We start from the raw sequence: 19,341 nt of genomic DNA, 5'->3' as shown, positions 1-19,341 counted from the left end.
TTTGTTTTGTCGTACATTCTACACCCAAAGCAGGGCATTCGCCGTTTTTAATGAAATCTAATTTGCATCCCGTCTTCTATCCCATCGTCTATTTCGTAATGGTTTTCTGTTAAATATTCCTGAAACATTGTGTGCAACTGCCGTTCAATGAGACGATTGTTCTCCACCATTAATGCCTGCACAGCTTCTTTCATTTCTTCGATCGTAAAAGCGGCGGAAAGCCGTTCCGCGATTTGCTTGTTCGTAAGTCCAATGGCCACGGCTATCACCTCCGTTTTTACTGTACCCGAATCACATAAGAACCATCCGTGTTTTTATTAATACGTAGTATTTTAATACTTTAAACAACAGAAAATAAAAAGTTCTCCCCCTTGAGAGAACTTTTTATCATATAAGCAAAAAATAATGAATAGAACTAAAAATTCAGATAATACCATTGGAGTCCATTTTTTCAAAAAGCCAAAAGACAACGTGCGTGTTTATCCACTATTTATTTTGCGCCAGTGAATATTTTCCTTCCTTAAATTCGCGAACCCAGCGATAAATGATGCGGGAGTTTAAGCGATGTCTACGCGCGACTATACTTAAACTTTCTACCTCTAAAGCCTCTTTCACTACTTGATGTTTGAATTGGATAGAATATTGTCGTTTCATCTTTCGTCTCCTTTTTGTGTTTTTTTGAAAAGAAAATAAAAAAGGGCTCTTTCGTGCGCGAAACAGCCGTGGTTATATGCCTATTCATTTATTTATAACCCCAGCTTTTCGGCAACCCGGCTGCCATGGTTTATGCCAGCATAAACGGTAGGCCCGTGGCTTTGCGTCCCCACTTTTCAGTGGGTTTGCCATTATCGAAGCATGCATTTATATAACTTTACAGTCATTTATTACTATAACAAATTTATCAGTATTTGTCGATTATCATAGCTATAATGTTAAAAAAAATTAATATTATAGGCCTTATAGTCCAAAGTATGCATAAAAAAGATAGAATTGCAAGGAAAGGAAATGAATATTTTCTCTCATATTTTTTTTCATCCACACATATGACATAATTGCTCTTTGCAAAACATGTTTTGGTGTAGGGCCAAATATAAGGTAAAATATATAGAAAGTGGAGGAAAATAAGGTTGAAACAAACATTGGAATATATGAAGAGCCTAATATATGAATGCAACATATTTAGTACATAGAAAGGGAGAAGAGAAGATGACAACGCAAACAAACAAGATAAAGCTAAAAACCACCGCACTTATTCTCGCAGCTGGTATCATGGCTGCTTCCGCGCCTCCGGCCTACGCGCTGGACGCATCTGGTATATTTACCGACGTGCCGCGCGACCATTGGGCCTGGAAAAATGGAACCCTTCCCTGGGCGGCACAGGCCGGAATACTGAATGAAAAGCAGACCGAAACCTTTAATCCCGGCGAAGTGATTACAGAAGCTGAGTTTCTTACGATGATGATGCGCCTATTCCCTGACACGCGGGACAAGCTGGGAACAGGAACAACAGAGGAAGTATACGCGCTCGCGCGTGAATATAATCTTCCGGCAGCAGGCATAAACGATCCGGCCAAACGCGCTGACGCGCTGACACGTATCCAAGTTGCGCGCCTTTTCTCCGCTGCCGGCGGCCACCATTACGATGACGAAGGCGCTATCGCTTACATGTATGAGCACGGCATTACGAAAGGCATGGATGGTGAATCAACCATCGCAGGATACGGAAGTTCCCAAAAAGTCAGCCGAGTGGAAGCGGTTCAATTTCTAAAAATGGCCCACGACACTGGCATCGCATCCACCATGCAAAAAATGCCGGAACAACCGTCTTACAATCCTGCTGTCACCCGTTTCATTAGCAGCAGCCCTGAAACAGTAGTCGCAAACTTGCACAAAGCACAAAATGCTATCCTTCCCAAGCGGGGCCAAATTCGAGATTACAATGCGATCAATTTCTGGGCAAAACGTTTATATGAAACGTTTCAAAAAATAGAAGTGACGCATGACGGGACATTGCGCATCTACCTGCCTTCCCTTTCGGAACATCAAACGCTTATTTATCATGTTGCTTCAGACAAATGGTACAGCGGAGAAATTGCCGGAAATGCCCGGTCAAACGTACCTGCTTATCTGGAATTTCCAGCAAGCGCCGATTGGAGCGTTATGCTTATGGCCAAAGATCAAGGTACGATTGTCGGGGATATGTACTATGACACAGCTTCACAAACAATTGAAATCAACAACATTGTGATCCAAAAACACGTAAAAAAATAAGAGGGCCCATCGCCCTCTTTCTTTTTATTCTTCTTGTGACGGTGATAAAAGGTAGGCAAGTAGCTTTTCTTTCACATAGCCAAGTTTTTGTGAATTCCCATCATGGAAAAAGGCATCGATCGCTCCTTCCCCATCGTATACAAACACGCTTGGGTGTTCCGCACCCACAAGGCGACCTAGGTCAAGATACTCGTTTAATGCTCGCACGTATTTCGGATCCTCAAGCAGCTTCCAGTTCCACTCCAGCATCGTACCGGCTCCTGTTTGCCGAGCAATCGTATTTGTCTCTCCTAGCATATCCATGCCTGTGAAATTGTCTTTGCTGAAGTAATGGTTCGGCTGCATCCAGGCGAAGTCAAATCCGAGCGTTCTCCATTGTTCGGCACCTGCTGCCTGGAAATATGGCGCCCAATAAAATTTATATCCCTTCTTGCGCACGATTGTGCCGATTTCTTTCACAAACTCACGGTCTGAATCAGGAACGATTTCATTCGTCCAATAAAAGCCCACAAGCCGCAGCGCTTGTGGATTTTTTGCGTTCCACTGAGCAATGATCCGATCCATATACCCTTCCACCAGCGCGGTGCGCTGCACCGGATGCACCGTTCCTATCGGGTTCGGCAAACCGATGATAACATTTGTACGGTATGTAGAATCTTCCATATAAGCACGCGCTTTCAACGTTGCCTTCTCCAGCAAATCTACCTCTTTGCCAGGCGCGAAAATTTCTTCTACATACTTAGTAAGCGTCTCAGATGGATTCCCTTTCGTCGTATCGAACGTTTCAAAGCTATAGCCACGCTGTTCCTTGCCGACTGGACGAATAATAAACGTGTCAAAGAGCCAGTGCGGTTTTCCGTGCCATTCGACCACCATGCGCTTAAATAAATCACCGACTTTTGTATGTTTGGCTTCGGTCATAAAAATCGTGTTGCCAACATATCCGTTCGCCTCCGTTTTGCGGGCAGGATATGAGGCTTTGGCAGGCTGAACCTGCCCATCCTTGGCATGCAACCACACAAAACGGCCGTTTTGTTCAATTTTGTACCAGCGACCCGCGTTCGCATACGCAATTGTTTCATAAGGCACGTTGTCCAATGTGCCTATCGGCTTCCAGAATGTATCTGGATACGGGTACAATTGTACGGGAGAGGTGACGTTGATCTTGCGTACACCGATGACTTCGGTCACATAATCTGCCGATGCATATAGCCAGCCTGGCCCCGCATCCGTGCGGATTTGGTACCAGCCTCCGTTTTGCTTAAGCACCTGAATCCGCTGTGGATGAATATACATAAGCCGCTTGGAACGGGCATCCGGCTGCTGATAAACGGATAGCGGATGATGAAGGAACATATATTTGCGGTTAGGGGTCTGATCCTCTCCTGTTTTTACCGGAAGAACTCGGACATACAGCTTGTCGGATTGCTTTACCCATACATCCCGTTTCTCATAGTGAATTTTGAACCATTGCCCCTGTTGTTCAAGAACCGGCTCCGGCATTTCATGCTGCGGGATTTGTCCAGCTGCCTGCACATCCTGCGGCGCGTTATAATACGGAGTCGGTTCCAGAAAGTACAGTTCACCGGACGGCCCGGATGCGTCAGCAGCCTGAATTTGCGTCGCGAAAGCGAGCCAAGCGAGCAACATACAGGTCACTCCTGCCAGAATTGTACTTCGTATTCGGACAACCATTTTTCTTTTTCTCCCCTTGTCTGTATAATCTTTTGCCCTTTTTATCATACCTCTGCTTCTCCATTTTATCCACACTTTTCCACAATATTTCTTCTTGTACTTGTATCCGCTTCATATGTAAAGAAATGATTTTTCCCGCACCGCGCCGGTAAAAACAGCGCTCGCAAAACATCTGGGGATTCAGAAGCCTACGATCGCTTTTCCGCTTTTGTTGTCAGAGGACGGATCTATAAAGACAAGACGGATATTGCCCGATTGGTCCTTCTATTATTCATGCTAGCAAAGTAGACCCGCATAATTTAACACTTAACGCTCGAAATACCGCCTTTGAAATTGAATAACATATATTCCTATTAACGCAACTTTCTCAAAAGGTTATTTGAGTACAAAAATAATACAATATTATAGATAGATTACTTATTGTTTCGTATATGCATATATATAGCAACACAAAAGGGGGCCCCATCACTTTTAGGACACCCTCATTTTTTCTTTGAAAACTGTTCTTGACCATCTCAAGCTGTCGAGTATGTTCTTATCATAACAGACAAGAATTCTTCATATGCTTCCTTAATTTTAAAGAGAGAATTCTAGTTCATGTTCATGATGATAGTATCAGCCTTACCCATTGGTGGGAGACTAAGAGTCATGACAGGACCATAATAAGCGATCACTTCATTTCCCGTTTTCAATTGATCAGGAGATAGTACTTTTCCGTCTTTAGATACCACATTCGTTTCAGAAGTGATATTCAATACAACATCATTTGCAATGTTTTGATCTGACTCTCCGTCTATATGTACCTGAATGCTATCTTTACTTGGCCGTACTTCCTTAATTGTACCAGAAACCTTTCCTGTCTGATTTAATACAACAATACGCTTGGCATGCCCTTGAGGTGGAAGACTCTTGGTTAATCTTGAGTCATAAAATGCCTGGACTTTCGCATTTGCTTTTATATCCTCTGGTTTCAATATCTTCGAAGTTAAACCGTCAATAATTTCGGTTTTTTCATCGACATGTAATGCAATCGAGTTATACCCATTTTTCGTATTTGCTTTTCCCATAACATAAAGCAAGGTATTACCATGGTTACCATCGTTTACTTCTGTTACAATTCCGGCTGTTTCTTGTATATGATTTGCTATTTCTCCGGATTCTGAAATGGTAATATTGCCTGTTTCATCTATCACTACATTTAGTTTTAAAACTTCTTCTACAAAACGTAACGGTACGTATGTTTTTCCATTTTTTAATTCAGGTGCTTTTCCAAGCTTTATCAGCATCTTTGCAAAGTTGTATTGATCTTCTCCAATTTTTAAGAAGAACCAACCATGTGCTTTAGATAATTCAATTTTTTGACTTTCATTATTCCACGTCACTTTATATCCCAATGCTTCCGCGACAGGACGCAACGGTATCATAAGTTCGTCCCCAGAAGTATAAATAGAGCGATCCTGTAATGGTTGACCATTTACAATCATCATGTATTTTAGTCCATTTCCAGAATAATCTTGAGCGATGTTCATATTCGATATTGCATGTGGATTTTCCGCTTGTGCAAATGCAGCCCCTGCTCCTCCTAACAATAAACAACCGGTCAGGCATAGTCCGAGTGTTCGTTTCATTATCTTATCCTCCTGTTTTCTCTATAGATGTAGATTGTTTCAATTATATAAACGGTAGCCTCCCCATTTAAGTATGCAATTTCATATCGTAATAACACTTTTATCCTATCAGCCAAGAAGACCCCCTCTTGTAAACGTAGGAAAAGTGGGGGATGAATCGGCTTCGAACAAGGACAGGATTCTCGTCCGACATTTGCTATACTTACCTTATACAGATGGCTCATTGAAAATTGAAATGTGGTGCAACCTGACATGACCATTGTATGCAATCCGGAAAAGCTGGACGAGAGAGGATGCAAAGAAACACCCGATTTGATTGTTGAGATTCTTTCACAAGCTACAGCTAAATATGACAAATGGCTGAAGTACAAGTTATATGAGCATGCAGGCGTACGGGAATACTGGATTGTTGCCCCCGCGAATGAAACACTTGATGTATTCATACTGAACGATAACGGAAAATACGAACTGGCTGGCTCATTCGGAAAAGAGGATGAAGTCAAAGTCGGCATTTTTGAGGAATTCACCATCCATCTGGACGTTATCTTCCGCGATTGAGATACCTCTAATTTTTGGGATATAAAAAGAGGGGGGACTTCAAGGAGTCCACCCCTTTTTATTGTTGAAACACTACAACAAGCTTCGCAAACGTTGTTTTTGCTCCTTAGAAATCTCTCCATTTTCTAGAGCAAACACCATCATTTCACAAAGCACATCTATCGGCACCTCTGGGCTGCGTGGAGAAATCCCCCCATTTCTGCTTCGATACGCCCACTTAACCGAGCGATCCTCTTCATTCCAGGTCGCTTTTCCAATCCGCAACTCTCCGTTTTGATATGGCTTACGAAATTCTGGAATCATCCTTACCACCCTTTCACATTTCTCTAATAATAGAAACGTTTGAGAAAGGTATTTTGAGCCACTTTTTAAAAATTATTTTTCTCTCTTATTATTTATCATGTTAAAATAAGGAAAAAACAAAAATAAAGCTGTTCTCATTTAGGAACAGCTTGTTTACATTCTGACGATTATAGGACATAGCAAAGCAAAAGAAGCTCACGCTTTTGCTACTATTAGATATTAACACTGAATTCTACTAAAATCTTTTCTCCCCTGCTATTTCAATGTAACTACAATTTTCCTTCTTTCGTGTTCCTTACAGATGCATTTACACGACTCTTTTCAATTTTAATGAACAACGCAAAAAATAAGAAAAATAAAGTTCAGTAAATCTTATTTTATCTAAACGGAAATCAGTTTTAGTTAGTTGCAGAAAATAAAATAAGTACGTGGTCAGACAAAAACCCCGACCTTGTGATATTATCCCCTTGTGGTTGACAGTGTAAAAAAGCCCTGTTAAACACGATGTTAATCTTAGCATTCTTCCTTATTCAACTGATCGGGCAGCATCAGTTTAAAAAACGGATCGGTCATTCACCCTTTTAAGTCCAAATGAATAACGTGTTTCTGACGAGATTTACTAATTGGGGGAATCGGCGTGGGATACTATGTTAGAGTAGAACCAGACGTAAAAATTTATGTAGAAGATGTTAACCCAAGAGGTGGGAAGCCAATCTTATTTATACATGGTTGGCCAGCAAATCATAAACTGTTTGAATATCAGTTTAATATATTTCCCGCAATGGGATATCGGTGTATCGGAGTGGACATCAGAGGGTTCGGTAAATCAGATAAACCTTGGGGAGACTACTCGTATGATCGATTGGCAGACGATGTGCGAACTGTGGTAGACATACTTAAATTACAAAATTTCACACTCGCGGGACACTCCGTGGGAGGAGCGATCGCCGTTCGATATATGGCTCGTCATAAAGGGTGGGGGGTATCCAAACTTGCTTTATTCGGCGCGGCAGCTCCTAGCCTAACTCAACGTCCTGATTTTCCATATGGATTACCCAAGCAAGATGTAAATAAACTCATTCAGGAAACGTATAATGATCGACCAAAAATGTTAGAAGAATTTGGAAGTATGTTTTTCTTCCAGCATATAACCAGGCCTTTCTCAAATTGGTTCTTCCAATTGGGACTACAGGCAGCAGGTTGGTCTACGGCAGCAGTTCTCGCCTCTCTTAGAGACGAAAGCTTGTTTTTTGATCTAGGAAAAATAAACGTTCCTACTTTAATCCTTCATGGTGTGCATGACAAAATATGCTTATTTCCACTTGCTGTAGCACAGAATAAGGGAATTAAAAACTCTAAGCTTGTGCCGTTTGAAAACAGTGGTCACGGATTGATGTGGGAAGAGCGTGATAAATTTAATAAACAATTGACACAATTTATCGGATAAAAGTTTTGAAAACCTAACCTCTCCCAAAATTCCTCCAATAGACTTGTCCAATCTGGAAAGTTTACCAAAAAGCGCTTTGAAATACCTGCTCCAATAAATACTACTTCCCAAAAGTGTTTGTTGGCAAATGCAAATAAAAAGAACCACTAGCCTAAATCTCTAGGTTATGCTTTGCCCCGTCATCCGAGCTACCGGACAGCGGGGTTTCTTTTATCATTTTCTTGAATTTTGATTGTGAAATTTCAGCTTGTTTAATAAGATGGCTGCAGCGATGATTTGTCAAGCCAGTTATAAGGTTGTTTCTCCCCCTCATAGATAAGCTACAAACCTATTTTACATGAAAACATACATAATGAGAGTCCTTGCGGCATCACCTAGTTGTTCATTTTTATCTTATAACTTGAAAATAAAAGAAAGAAGGTATAGCAGATGAAAAGTTTCCATGTAACAAAAATAATTGTACTAACGATTGTAGCACTATTAGCGGTTTCTTGTACACAGAAGGGAGAACTGCCCGAAAAATCAGTTCGTGATGCAATGAAGAACGATCAGCAAACACTGCAAACATACGCAAGTCTAGCGATTGATTAAGGATGCGAAAAATCAAGGGTATAATATAAAAAAAATAAAATATAATCGTGCCACTATTATTTACGAAGATGGTAAACCAATAGGAGCTTATAAGGTTGATTTATATACATTCCAATTGACAGTTTAACAGCCAATACGACGTAGTACTTGTTCTGGACAAGCAGAAAAAGGCTTCCCAACGTTTTGATAACGCTATGAAATTAGCTAAAAAAACACTTTAACAAACTAAAGGTGGTTAAAATGTGGGCAATCAAAGATTTTAAGAGCAAATCCCAAAAGAAAAAAAGCAGAAAATCCTTGATAATACTGGATTTTCTGCATCCCCTCTTTATTTATTCACTACAGATATGTTTACATGACTCTTTTCAATTTTGATAAATAACATAGAAAAACAGAGAAAATATAGGTAAATAACCATATTATTTCTGCACAATATGCAGTTTTTATACGTTGAGAAGAACCAAGTAAAATAAGTTCGTTAGCAAAAATGTTAGCATTTTTGTTAGCATCAAAAAACGTTTACCTCTTGCTATATTTCGCTAATGATCTAAAAATTATCATACAAACATAGCTCTTGATAAAATTACATTGCATAACCCCTTTCTACATATGGATAATAATGAAAATGTCCGGCTCATGACCGGATTATTTTTTCTCCGGTATCCAGGTAAGGGTATAGTCTGGTGCTGGCTCCTTCGCCAAGAGCTTTCCCTCTTCCACCCGAACGTTCAACAGTCCGCTATGGATGCTTTTCGCTAGTTCGTCTGGAAGGAGTATTCCGCCTTTTTCATCGACTTTAGATATGTGAATCAATTTCATAATTGCTTTCTAAAAACTTCAATACCTGCAGAATTTCCGTATTTAATTTTTTTTAACGACCGGAGGTCGTGTCCTACTAAGCAGCTTTATCGTTTAATTTGGTATTAATACGATCTACAGCTAATTTAGAAGCATTAAACAATAGACACAGCAAATCGACATGAACTTTTGCCAACTCTCCAGAACGGTATCGGACATTATTAAGCTGAAAATATTCTTTTAAGTAGGCATTGACTCGCTCCACAGAAGTACGTTCCTTATAAAGCTTTTTCCATGCTCTACTTCCGCGTGCAGGGGCAGGATAACGGCGTAAGTCTATTGTCTTTTTGATTTTAATGACCTTTTGGCACAGCGTGTCGTCAGCTAACGGACAACCTTTGCATTCCTTTGGTCTTGTATACTTGAGTGTTTCATATTTTGCATCATAACTGTCATACCGATAGGAGTGTTCACGAACACATGTCGGTGCAAAATACTTGTCGACACCGATAGGTGGCGCTTCATTCCGCTTATTATAAGCAATGATACCGTCCGCTTTCATGCGATAAATCTGCTCATAAATCGGATTGTAGTCATATCCAGCATCCGCCATCACTTTCGTGATGTTGAGAAAAGGAAAACGCTCAGCCACTCCTTTTAACAGGGGAATAGCAGCTTTAGCATCATTCATGTTTCCTGACGAAAGCAAGTGAGCTAAAAGATACTGGCTTTTGGTTTCTACAGCTAGATGGAGTTTGTAGCCATACCAGAAAACATTTTTATTTTCGGAGTTCTTCTTAATTCTCCACCGAGGAGCGTTTGGCATTTCTTTTTGGAGTTCACCGAAGGTGTAGTCCAATTGTTTTTCGATTTTCTGTTCAAAAAGAGGAAGATGATTTTCGATTTCTTCTTGTTCTTTTTTCCATGCTTCATAGGCTTCTTTTTTCTTACGCCCCCGTTTTTTCGGCTCTTTGACGGGTTGTTGTTCAACTTCTTCTTTTTGTGGAGCTTGGTCTCGCGCTTCTACATGGGTAGCGTCAATTGCAATGTGGTTGCCATCAATGAAGCCTTCTTCAACAGCTTGTAAAACAAGGGCATGATTTATTTCATCGAGCACATTGGAGGATTTAATTCTTCGAATCAAACGGGAAAAAGAAGCTTCAGATGGTACTCGATCAGAAAAAGAAAATCCGCAATCCAAACGAAAAAGAACATCGGTTTTCAAGCGACGAACAAGAAGTTTAATGGTTGCAATACCTTCTAGAATACGAGCAAACAGGGAATAAATCATCGCTGGATAATTAAGCGATTGAGGCGCACCTTCACATACTTTTTTAGACACAATTTTAAGCAGAGGCATAATATTGATGCCTTCAAAAATTGCTGTGTAGTGCTCAGTAGGTTCTAAATCTAATAAGTCTTGCAGGGAAAATAAATGTCCTTGACGAATAGAGTACATGAGGAGACTAACCTTTCTCATTGAGTTGTCTGAGCAACTACTCTATTCGAGATTTTGGGAGGTACTCCTTTTTTTCATGTCTATTGAACCTTACGGTTCAAGGGCTTTGAGTTATGAAATTGATTCAATTATGTTGAAATTACATTTCGTTTACTTTTGCCTTAACGGTAGCTTCACTGGTATTACTCGTAGTAGTTGCGTTCTCCTGTCTCGAGTAATAAAACAAAGAGATAAAAGCAATTAGAACTACGAAAGTACCTAGTAAATAGAAAACTAAATTATAACCAACGTTTTTCGCTATCCCTCCAACCACTAATCCGGAGACAAGAAGCATTACTGAAGTTAGGAAACCAATCGTGCTTTGAATCCTGCCCGCGTACTCATTATCAGTTATGCTCATAACTTTTGTATTTAACCAGGTTCGTGTAATTACAACACAAGATCCGATTATAAACGTTATAAGCATAGCAGTTGATAGATTCTGACTAGAACCGAATAAACCTTCGAATAATCCAAGAGCAAGTATAGAAACGAAAATAAAATATTTGTCGTTTACTCTTTTTTTAGTTAAAGAAGCTAGTATAAACCCTGAGAGCATTGCACCAATTGCGTAGCATAGGTTAATAAGTCCATAAGCGGATGCATCTAACTTCAGTAAATCCATTGTAAAAGCCCCAACTAGAACATTGTTAACTTGTACACAGAAGGTTGGCACTAATAATAACAAGATTGTAACAAATAGTATGAACTTAGTTTTAACATACTTTAGAACCTCGAACTTTGTTTTTAAAATGGCAAACTTCTGGGGCTTTACTGAAAAAGAAGCCTTAGTTTTATTCATCAAAATAATACAAATAGCAGACACTAGAAAGGTACATCCATCAATAAAAAGAGCAGTCATCGTACCAAAAGAACTAATAACGAGACCGGCTGTACCAGTTCCTATGAGCATTCCAGCCTGTGTTAATGATTCAGTCAAAGAATTGGCACGTAGTAGATTAGCTTTTCCCACGACTTCCTGAATATAGGCACGAATCCCTGGAAAGAAGAAAGTGTTGCCAATAGAAATAAGTAGCGCCATGCTATAAATATAAAACTGATTGAGAAGGCCATAATAGCCAAGACCCACTGTAACAAAAACTACAATGCCTTGTAAAAGATTCATCAGAAAACAATTGATACGTCGATCCATACAATCTGCGACATAGCCTGCATATGGGGCTAAGAATATGCCTGGTAATGCTCGGATACAGAGGAGTATCCCGATTGATAAGGGGCTCTTTGTCATCTCCAACAATAGCCATGGTAATGCAATACCATGCATACCTGTCCCCAAAAAATTGATAATGGTCGAAGCTAGATAGAGGGAGAATGTTCTGGTAAACAATTTCTCATTGTGTTCTTTAACCAATCCTACCCCCCCCATTCCTCTTCCCATACTAGTTCGTTCATATACCATTCGTTCAATTGATTCAATCTGGACTCAACCATCTTTTCGGTCGTTCCCTTTACAATTAAGGTCGCAATACTATCAACACTTGAAGCTGCGTTCTGAAGAGTTTGGCCCGGTTGAACAGACGAAGTATAGTCGACTACCCATTCGAATGGTACCACTTTTGGCAAGTGTAACAATTTTCCGTTTTTTGGTGGGACAATTAGAAAACCTGCTAATTGATCTGCTTTCTGAGTTAATTGTGGAGTTTCATCAAGTCCACATTGGAGACGAATCCATAAACGATTTAAATCAATACCAAATACCTCCCTAATTGTATCGATTATCCGTCCTCCGCCCGTTCTACTGGCAATCTCACACAAGAGTAATCGATCATCATCAGTATGGAAAAACTCTGCATGAAATGCCAAAATTGGAGCTCCCGGTAATGAAGCAAGAACAGTACTCAAGGCTTGATGCAATCGATTGCTTATTCTGCTTTTTTTGTCAAGTATAACACTGCCTAAACTTGCTCCTTTAGTAAAGGCTAAACATCCATTTATATAACGGGAAGCGCATGAAAATAAAATTTCCCCGTTCCGCATTATACCGTCGACATGGTACATTTCGCCGGATACAAACTTCTCTACCATTAAATTTGTCGGTAGTCCTTGTTGAAGAATTAATTTCATCTCATCGAAATTATATAAAACTTGAGTATGACGAGAACCTCCACCATCAATTGGTTTGATAACAATAGGGAATCCGTTCTCTTCGATGAATTCAAAAAGGTCAATCGAGGAGTTAACTGATCGAAAAGTAGGTACTTCTACTCCTCCTTTAGCTGCCAACTGTTTCATTAGTACTTTGTTTCGAAAGGCAAGTGCACTTTCAACCCTTTGTCCTCTGATACAAAATTTTTCCCGTAACCGTGCTGCACGAATCAAATCATATTCGGAATGACCGATGATAGTATGAAAATTAAAGTTTTTATGGAGTTCAATAGCACGGATTTCTGTCCATCCGTTTTGATCAAAGGATTCAATCATTTCTACATGATTATAGTTATCCAAATCCGACCGACTTACTTGAGTAAACAATACAAGTTCCTCATTAAGATCACTCAACCACTCCTTAAAATGAAAAGATTTACTACGATTAAAAATCAAGATAGCCATTCCATTTCTCCCCCAAGATGTATTACTTATTAAGTAGCAAAGCAAAATTATTGTAATTGTGCCTTTCCCTAGCGTCCTTCATAGAAATCCCCTCTCTTAAGTCACGGATGATTTGTTGCTCCATTATTTCGACTGCTAGAGCCTTTTCAACAACTTCCGGTAGTACCTCTTGTGGAATAACAATTACTCCTGAATCATCTGCGCATATTACATCCCCTGGATGAACAATCGTATTACCAATACGAACCGGAATTTGTTTTCCGACTAGTTTTACTCGATTCTTTCCGGACTTCATATAGGTGCCCTTTGTAAATATCGGGTAGTTCATTTGAATAATACTTGTAGCATCTCTACAGCAGCCATCAATCACCGTTCCCTTTATTCCCTTTTGTTTTGCAGCAATAGTAAGAAGATCACCCCAGACCGTACAATAACGACCGCCATTGGCAATAACAACTACACTACCGGCTGGTACTTCATCGATAAATTCACCTGCCGGAGCCTTTTCACCTTCCTTTACCTGTTCATATTGTAATGTAAACGCTGGTCCGACTAGCGCCATACCTTGGGTGAGCGGGCGAATTAATTCACACCCACCATTGATCCCAAGCATATCTAGGGCATCTGAAATACAGGATGTAGGTAATTTTCTTAATTGTTCAAAAAAATCAACTTTATTTTCCATGTCAAATCTCCCCTTTGTTCTTCCTTTTTTGTTATACCTCTACTTTCCCAATTTGCGTCACAAATCCACCTAGCTTAATAACATCCCCTACTTCCACAAAAATTTTACTTTCCTGTCCCAAGTTATACCCCTGCTCTACAATAAGAGTTGAATGAAAATATCCCGCCTGGACTAGTACACCAGCCAAAGCACCCGCTGCTACCCCGGTAGCTGCGTCTTCCTTGACTCCAAACAAAGGATTAAAGCTTCGAGCGTGAAGCGATGAATCACTATGTTGTGTTTCAAAGGTATAAACATAAACCCCGTTCACTTTCATCTTTGAACTCCACTCACTTATCGCTTCGAAATCAGGGGTGATAGACTGGACGGTCACCAGTTTTTTTATAGGGACAAACAATTTAGGGCTCCCAATCGAAGCAATACAAAAAGGTAAGTCCTTGTGTATCAAATCTTCATTAATTCCTAAAAAACTTAATACCTCTTTTTGATCAAATGAGCAATCGATAATTGATACCCCTGTAGTTTCAAAGTGGATGGTCCCCTTTGAATTTCGCGAAATAGTAACCACCGAGGCTTGAGTTTCCACTTTTATCTGTTGGTGGCCTGTGACCTTCATGTAGTAATCAGCTGCTGCTAAAATCCCATGCCCACAAAAGGGTAATTCAGAAGAAATAGAAAAAAAACGGAACCTAGCATCAGCCAAGTGAGAGGGTAACACAAACACTGTTATTACTGTGTTTATTTGAGTCGCCAATGATTGCATTTCTTTTTCAGATAATTCTTCTGCCAAAATTACGGCTGCTGAATTCCCATGTTTAGGGTCTTGAGTAAATACCTTAAATAGTTGACTTTCCATTTCGATCCCCTTCGGCCAACGATAGAATTACCTGTTTGCTTCCATTTTGAAAAATATTCACTTTAAATTCATCACTAATTTTGGAGCCAAATCCTTGGAACTTTCCACCAAACATAAAAAGATCCGTACTAAATTTTTTCTTACTAAATGACCGACAATCGTCAACTGGCACCTCGATTTCCGGTGCCGGTATAAATTCCTGCAAAATGAATGGCTTGTTCCAACATTCCTCTAAAATTTCTTTCCAACGGTCTGAGGGTGTAGAGCAACCAATTAATACACCTTCACCCCGAATATCATAAGCTGTTTTGATAACAAATCTTTCTTGCTCTTCCAAGGCTAACTGTTTCAATTCAATTTGTTTACCCCTGTACTCTACAGATCCATCCTCCAATTTTCGGGCCCAAGGGATATGTTTCGAGATTACGTTCCGTTCTTCTTCCGTGAAGTAATGACTAAAGGAAGGAGTTGAAAGATAAGCCATACATAGTTTACTTTCAGTAATAAAACGTGCTTGAAATGAATTCACCTGACAAATTGCTTGATCCTTACATGCATTTAAATAATTCTTTATTCTTTCTGCTTCATCGAGCAGTGGAATAAAGTCGGCTGTATTAATCTTATTCCAGACAAGATCTACCGCTAAATCACCCGAGTATAGCTTACCCCTTCTATACTGTAGATCCCGCGGGTCTGCAATTATTGCCTCTATGCCTAATAAAGCAAACTGTTTTACCATTTCTCCAACTTCTTTACTTTCCTTCCCTCTTACTTGCAAGATTGCAACGGATGGCATTTCTGATCCGGGTCTAAACTCTTGGTAGGTATCGAGTAATTGCCGAATAAATGCATCCGTGGTATCAATTCCTTCTTTTCTTAACGGTGGAAGTTTCCGCAAATAAGCATCTAAGACAGAAATCCGCTTCATTACTTCTAATATTCGACCTGTAAAAATTACTCCGGCTGGGCAATCCGTGTTATTTTCTAAAATTTTAAACACATCTTTACCTGGAACTAAATAAGTATCAAAGCGCGAGATTTGAATTTTTCGTTTGTAACCCGGATCAATTTTAACAAGCTCTTGAGCCTGCTCACCTAGCATAAAAAATTCACGAGTGCGTTGATCATTAGCGTATAGTTCGATCACCTTTTCAAGAATATCAATCATTTTTTCTGCTTCTTTTTGAATTTCATTACGGACCTCGACAGGAAGAATACTAATTCGAGGGTACAAAGGAAATGGCTTATTCCGAAACACAAACCCCTCAGAATCACATCTATCTACAACGGATGCAATTTCTTGAGGCAAGTTATGACGATTATTTTCAATAGTTTGTTTATATTGTTCTTCAAAAAGTAAATCTATCATAGAAATCATCCTTTTGAGTTATAAATTGGGAATAATAAATGACTGTATTTTGGCTTTTTTCCATACACTACATCAAAGTAAAAGTTCTTTAATCGTTGAGTAATAATTCCATCTTTACCGTCTCCAATCAAATAATGGTCAATTGAGCGAATCGGCAATATTTCGGCACCTGTCCCGCAAAGAAAAGCCTCATCCGCTAAGTAACATTCAGAACGATCAATTTGGCGTTCTATAATTGGAATATTCAATTCACGGGCCACCTCAATCAAGAAACGACGAGTAATACTTTCAAGAATACCATCTGTAACAACAGGTGTAGTAAGTACTCCGTTCTTTACGAGAAAGACTGCAGCTGTTGGAGCTTCTGCTACTTTGCCATTTTGGTTTAATAATATAGTGTTGTCATATCCGTCGGTTTTAGCCAGGAGTAAAGCGAGTCTTCCGTTTTGATAATTAGCCACACACTTGATACGTGGAGGCATCATGTTATCCGAAAGGCGAGTCCAAGAGCTAATTGAAACCTTAATTCCTGTTTGGATTGGTTTACGCCCCTGTGGGAAAGCCGCGATATTTAGTAGGACAGGACCTCGGGTGTCAAGAGGACCATCTGCCTCAATTGAAGCAGCGACCCGAATGTAACAATCTTGTTTTAATTGATTCGCTTTTACAATCTCTTCAACTTGAAAAATAAGTTTATCTACTGAATAATCATGCTCCATTCCCATTAAATTCATAGAATCAAGCAAACGTTTTAAATGTTGCTCTAAAGCAAATAAGTACAATTCCTTTTGTTCTTCATTCCAATAGCCACGAATTCCTTCAAATACTGAAGCCCCATATTTCATCGCTACAGAAGATACATGGATTTTCGCTTCTTCGTAGGGGGTAATTCGTCCATTCAACGATATATACGTTTCTTTCATATTATTTCATCTCCCAACGGTGGAAACTGTGAAAAATAGAACTCATTCTTCAAATAGCAAATAACGATAAAACTGGTTTTCACAAGGATAACCTTTCGCTGCATACATAACCCCTTTTTTAGGGTAAAGAATAACAGAGGCAACCGTTTCCCCTCGGCTATAATCCCCTTGACCATGAGCACAGATACTTCTGGGATAATTAGTATGGTCTTTTAGCAATTCTTGTATTTGTTGAAGGGAAGGCTTATTATCATAATGTGCTGCTAAACTATGCATGCGTTCAAGCCGTAGGAAAGTCGATGTGCTTGGTGAAATCTGATCAATTTGACGAAATTCATTATTGAGATAATGATTTGTATGAACAATTAGTTGTTGTTCAATGAACCGCTCATCTTCTACTGTCATTTCGATATCTAGAACACGATGACCATCTGAGAGTAACAAATTACGTGATGAGGTACGACGAATCCTGCGAATCTCTCTTAAACAATCTTTTAAATTACGTTGATGTAAGAGATGACGAATTAATAGATAAGGAGGGACACCTTCTCGCCAACCTGGTGCTAACACCATATTTAAGCCAATTCCTATCCCATAACTATTCACTCCAAGATAACCCAATAGTCCGATATGGGTATACATCATGATACTAGGTTCACCTGGTACCGAGCTTTTGATTTTTAGGATAATACCAAGTTCAGTCAGGTTTCCTGGTAAATCAACATTCTGAGCGATAATAGCACCCTCCTCTTGATCTACATATCCCAGAGCGCTACATTCTAAGCCCCGAGAGATTAATTCACGCCTTACCTGCAGTAACATTGCCTCTCGATATGTAATCTGGGCTCCCTCAGCTAACCCACGGATTTCCTCTGCTATATCTGGGACGTCACGTTCAATAAACGAAATATAACCATCAACCATTGATAGGGCCTGTTCTAATGAAATTTTATCCTTCCGGACAATGTTAATCCTTGCCACATTGTCTGCTAGAAAAGAACGGATTTGTTCCCCAAAAACTTGTCCATGTTGGTATCCTCTTTCATAAGGAGAACCTGAAACTGTCACTACCTGAAAATACTTACTCATAAGGATCGCTCCTCTAAAGTTGGAGCCAAAATTTTATCTAGAGACTTTATGTCAGCAACAACAGCTTTAATTTCCTCAAAAACCGGCTTTATGGGCTTTCTTTTACTTAGATTCAGTGTAAGCTGTTGCCAAGATACATCTTGAGTAGCAGCTTCATGCATTACCGGATTGATAAAATCATTTGAGAAGTTCGCCATACCAAACATCAGATCACGAGTAGTTAGATACATAGGACGATGCATCACATTATTTTCCAAATATTCTGCTGTTTTTAGGATACTTACCAAATCGTAATTATGTTTAATGTTCATCCGTTCTAAGTAAGAGACATAAACCTCTGTGGGTAAGTTACCGGCCCCTTTTCCCAGTCCGCGCAAAGAGGCATCAATAATATCGATACCACTTTCGATCGCCGCCAATGTGTTTGTTAATCCTAATGACAAGTTATGATGGGCATGGAATCCTACTGGGATCTGGAGAACTTTTTTAAAGATTTCAGCATACTCTTTAACTTGATCTGGAACCATATGGCCATTCGAATCAGCAAAATACACCCAATCAGCTCCTGCAGCTTCAGCTTGCAGCATCCATTCTCGAATCTGTAATGGGGATAAATAGGTCACCCTGACAAAATTTGCACTGACAAATAAACCTTGCTGTTTAGCCGATCTAATAACCGAAAGTCCGTTTTGCAAGTTATCCGAGCGAATACAAATCCGAACCACATTAATATTGAATTCCTTAAGTTCTAAAAGGTCTTGTTCTGAAATATTGTGTGGGTGGAGCATAACCACAATCTTTGCACCAGGCACATGGGTGCGTATCGCGTGTATATAATCACGGTTTACTCTTGCTGATAACCCCAATTTTGTTGGTCCTTCTTCCGGGCCATTTCTATATCCGATCTCTATATAGTCGATACCCGCTTGATGTAAAGAATCAACTATGTCAATTGCTACTTGCTGTTCGAATTGAAACGAATTTGTATACCCACCATCTCTCAATGTCACATCTAATAACTTAACCATTAATAATGTCCTCCACATTATTTATAGGCCC

18 protein-coding genes and 1 riboswitch are annotated in these 19,341 nt (G+C 39.7%); of the genes, 4 read left to right on the top strand and 14 right to left on the bottom strand.

The genetic code is table 11. The annotated features are described in order from the left end of the window. Positions 1 to 47: 47 nt before the first annotated feature. A complete protein-coding gene (locus K3F53_RS07450; protein WP_057899150.1) occupies positions 48 to 260 on the bottom strand; it encodes a hypothetical protein in 213 nt (70 codons plus the stop codon). A gap of 226 nt (positions 261 to 486) precedes the next feature. Further along, complete coding sequence (locus K3F53_RS07445; protein ID WP_082706026.1) at positions 487 to 654, bottom strand: transposase; 168 nt, start codon at positions 652 to 654, stop codon at positions 487 to 489. A 107-nt stretch (positions 655 to 761) separates the two neighbouring features. Then, positions 762 to 854, bottom strand: a riboswitch (cyclic di-GMP riboswitch). 352 nt (positions 855 to 1,206) lie between these two features. On the opposite strand from K3F53_RS07445, the gene K3F53_RS07440 reads away from it, so the two are divergent. Then, positions 1,207 to 2,271 (top strand): S-layer homology domain-containing protein, encoded by a 1,065-nt coding sequence (locus K3F53_RS07440; protein WP_057899151.1) that lies wholly within the window; start codon positions 1,207 to 1,209, stop codon positions 2,269 to 2,271. Positions 2,272 to 2,295: 24 nt separating this feature from the next. Here K3F53_RS07440 and K3F53_RS07435 read toward each other — a convergent pair whose 3' ends face one another. Further along, positions 2,296 to 4,014, bottom strand: a complete 1,719-nt coding sequence (locus K3F53_RS07435) for a DUF4855 domain-containing protein (protein ID WP_082706028.1) — start codon at positions 4,012 to 4,014, stop codon at positions 2,296 to 2,298. A 542-nt stretch (positions 4,015 to 4,556) separates the two neighbouring features. After that, on the bottom strand, positions 4,557 to 5,594 hold the full coding sequence (locus K3F53_RS07430) for a copper amine oxidase N-terminal domain-containing protein (protein WP_057899153.1): 1,038 nt from the start codon (positions 5,592 to 5,594) through the stop codon (positions 4,557 to 4,559). Positions 5,595 to 5,846: 252 nt separating this feature from the next. On the opposite strand from K3F53_RS07430, the gene K3F53_RS07425 reads away from it, so the two are divergent. Continuing rightward, positions 5,847 to 6,152, top strand: a complete 306-nt coding sequence (locus K3F53_RS07425) for a Uma2 family endonuclease (RefSeq protein WP_057899154.1) — start codon at positions 5,847 to 5,849, stop codon at positions 6,150 to 6,152. A 72-nt stretch (positions 6,153 to 6,224) separates the two neighbouring features. Here the strand turns inward: K3F53_RS07425 and K3F53_RS07420 are convergent, their stop codons facing one another. Beyond that, on the bottom strand, positions 6,225 to 6,455 hold the full coding sequence (locus K3F53_RS07420) for a hypothetical protein (RefSeq protein ID WP_057899155.1): 231 nt from the start codon (positions 6,453 to 6,455) through the stop codon (positions 6,225 to 6,227). 637 nt (positions 6,456 to 7,092) lie between these two features. Here K3F53_RS07420 and K3F53_RS07415 point away from each other — a divergent pair. Both K3F53_RS07415 and K3F53_RS07410 read left to right on the top strand, forming a co-directional pair. Further along, a complete protein-coding gene (locus tag K3F53_RS07415; RefSeq protein ID WP_220560064.1) occupies positions 7,093 to 7,902 on the top strand; it encodes an alpha/beta fold hydrolase in 810 nt (269 codons plus the stop codon). A gap of 429 nt (positions 7,903 to 8,331) precedes the next feature. Continuing rightward, entirely contained in the window at positions 8,332 to 8,493 is a 162-nt protein-coding gene (locus K3F53_RS07410) for a hypothetical protein (protein ID WP_220560063.1), read from the top strand. A gap of 895 nt (positions 8,494 to 9,388) precedes the next feature. Here the strand turns inward: K3F53_RS07410 and K3F53_RS07405 are convergent. The 9 genes from K3F53_RS07405 to K3F53_RS07365 all read right to left on the bottom strand — a co-directional run bounded on the left by K3F53_RS07405 (position 9,389) and on the right by K3F53_RS07365 (position 19,310). After that, a complete protein-coding gene (locus tag K3F53_RS07405; protein ID WP_220560061.1) occupies positions 9,389 to 10,750 on the bottom strand; it encodes a transposase in 1,362 nt (453 codons plus the stop codon). Positions 10,751 to 10,889: 139 nt separating this feature from the next. Beyond that, positions 10,890 to 12,161: an MFS transporter gene (locus K3F53_RS07400; RefSeq protein ID WP_220560052.1), complete on the bottom strand. Its 1,272-nt coding sequence runs from the start codon at positions 12,159 to 12,161 to the stop codon at positions 10,890 to 10,892. Positions 12,162 to 12,163: 2 nt separating this feature from the next. Then, positions 12,164 to 13,360 (bottom strand): ATP-grasp domain-containing protein, encoded by a 1,197-nt coding sequence (locus K3F53_RS07395; RefSeq protein ID WP_220560042.1) that lies wholly within the window; start codon positions 13,358 to 13,360, stop codon positions 12,164 to 12,166. A gap of 22 nt (positions 13,361 to 13,382) precedes the next feature. Continuing rightward, a complete protein-coding gene (locus K3F53_RS07390) occupies positions 13,383 to 14,045 on the bottom strand; it encodes an RraA family protein (RefSeq protein WP_057899159.1) in 663 nt (220 codons plus the stop codon). A gap of 31 nt (positions 14,046 to 14,076) precedes the next feature. Further along, entirely contained in the window at positions 14,077 to 14,901 is an 825-nt protein-coding gene (locus K3F53_RS07385) for a PhzF family phenazine biosynthesis protein (RefSeq protein ID WP_057899160.1), read from the bottom strand. After that, entirely contained in the window at positions 14,882 to 16,270 is a 1,389-nt protein-coding gene (locus K3F53_RS07380; protein ID WP_057899161.1) for a circularly permuted type 2 ATP-grasp protein, read from the bottom strand. Before K3F53_RS07380 ends, K3F53_RS07385 begins: the two co-directional genes overlap by 20 nt. 5 nt (positions 16,271 to 16,275) lie before the next feature. After that, positions 16,276 to 17,193, bottom strand: a complete 918-nt coding sequence (locus tag K3F53_RS07375) for a branched-chain amino acid transaminase (protein ID WP_220560033.1) — start codon at positions 17,191 to 17,193, stop codon at positions 16,276 to 16,278. 42 nt (positions 17,194 to 17,235) lie between these two features. Beyond that, the gene (locus K3F53_RS07370) at positions 17,236 to 18,282 is read right to left on the bottom strand and encodes a C45 family autoproteolytic acyltransferase/hydrolase (protein ID WP_057899163.1); all 1,047 of its coding nucleotides are present in this window, start codon (positions 18,280 to 18,282) and stop codon (positions 17,236 to 17,238) included. Next, entirely contained in the window at positions 18,279 to 19,310 is a 1,032-nt protein-coding gene (locus K3F53_RS07365) for a beta/alpha barrel domain-containing protein (protein WP_057899164.1), read from the bottom strand. The genes K3F53_RS07370 and K3F53_RS07365 overlap by 4 nt, the downstream gene beginning before the upstream one ends. Positions 19,311 to 19,341 lie beyond the last annotated feature (31 nt).

The sequence above is a fragment of the Aneurinibacillus thermoaerophilus genome (assembly GCF_019603355.1).
Taxonomy (GTDB): Bacteria; Bacillota; Bacilli; order Aneurinibacillales; family Aneurinibacillaceae; genus Aneurinibacillus; species Aneurinibacillus thermoaerophilus.
The sequence above is the reverse complement of the archived record's forward strand: the minus strand, read 5'-3'. Positions and strand labels throughout refer to the sequence as shown.